This window comes from Bradyrhizobium pachyrhizi, from assembly GCF_001189245.1.
Classification (GTDB): domain Bacteria; phylum Pseudomonadota; class Alphaproteobacteria; order Rhizobiales; family Xanthobacteraceae; genus Bradyrhizobium; species Bradyrhizobium pachyrhizi.
The window spans coordinates 152,746-154,025 of sequence record NZ_LFIQ01000094.1; the positions used below are offsets into that span (position 1 = coordinate 152,746).

1 protein-coding gene is annotated in these 1,280 nt (G+C 67.1%); it reads left to right on the forward strand.

Translation table 11 applies throughout. The features are described from left to right. The coding region (locus tag AKL29_RS24300) for a NupC/NupG family nucleoside CNT transporter (RefSeq protein WP_244482355.1) at positions 1-1,161 on the forward strand (1,161 nt) is incomplete at its 5' end. Between the last annotated feature and the right edge of the window lie 119 nt (positions 1,162-1,280).

Genomic DNA, 1,280 nt, shown 5'->3' on the forward strand with positions numbered 1-1,280 from the left:
CAGGCGGCGATCGGGCTCGTCGTCACGATCGCGACCGCGCTTGTGCTGATCAAGGTGCCGCTGGTGACGCAGGCCTTCGGCGCGATCAATGACGCCGTCGGCACGATCGCGGCCGCGACCCGCGCCGGCACCGCCTTCGTGTTCGGCTATGTCGGCGGCGGCCCGGCGCCGTTCGATCCCAAGACGCCGGGCTCGGATTTCATCCTCGCCTTCCAGGCGCTGCCGATCGTGCTCGTCATGAGCGTGCTGACGACGCTGTTGTTCTATTGGCGCGTGCTGCCGCCTGTTGTGCGCGGCATGGCCTGGCTGCTCGAGCGCACGCTCGGCGTCGGCGGCGCGGTCGGGCTCTCGACCGCGGCCAATATCTTCCTCGGCATGGTCGAAGCGCCGCTGTTCATCCGTCCCTATCTGGCGCAGCTCACCCGCAGCGAATTGTTTCTGGTGATGACCGGCGGCATGGCCGGGATCGCCGGCACGGTGCTGGTGCTGTACGCCACGCTGCTGGCGCCGCTGATCCCGGATGCGGCCGCGCATTTCGTCATCGCCTCGGTGCTCGGCGCGCCGGCCGCAATTTTAGTGAGCCTGATCATGGTGCCCGAAACGTCGGACAAGCGCACCGGCGGATCGCTCGACAATCCCGATATCCAGGTGTCGTCGACGATGGACGCCATCGTGAAGGGCACGGCGGCCGGGCTCGAGCTCTTGATGAACATCATCGCGATGCTGCTGGTGCTGGTCGCGCTGGTGTATCTTGCGAACGCGATCATCGGCCTGCTGCCGGAGATCGGCGGCGCGAAGATCTCGCTGCAGCGCCTGCTTGGTTACGTCATGGCGCCGGTGTGCTGGCTGATGGGCCTGCCCTGGCCACAGGCGATCACGGCGGGAAGCCTGATGGGCACCAAGACCGTGCTGAACGAGCTGATCGCCTATGTCGACCTGTCGAAGCTCGGGCCGGACGCGCTCGATCCGCGCTCGCGGCTGATCATGCTCTACGCGATGTGCGGCTTTGCCAACTTCGCGAGCCTCGGCATCATGATCGGCGGCCTCGGCATCATGGCGCCCGAGCGGCGCGACGAGATCAATGCGCTCGGGCTGAAGTCGATCGTCTCGGGCACGCTGACGACCTGCCTGATGGGCGCGATCGTGGGGGCGATGACGTGACCGTAGCCCGGATGAAGCGAAGCGCAATCCGGAGCCGCTCGGCCCGCGTGCGCGATTCCCGGATTGCGCTTCGCTCCATGCGGACTACGAAACCGGCGTGCCCGCAAGGGTACCGTGGG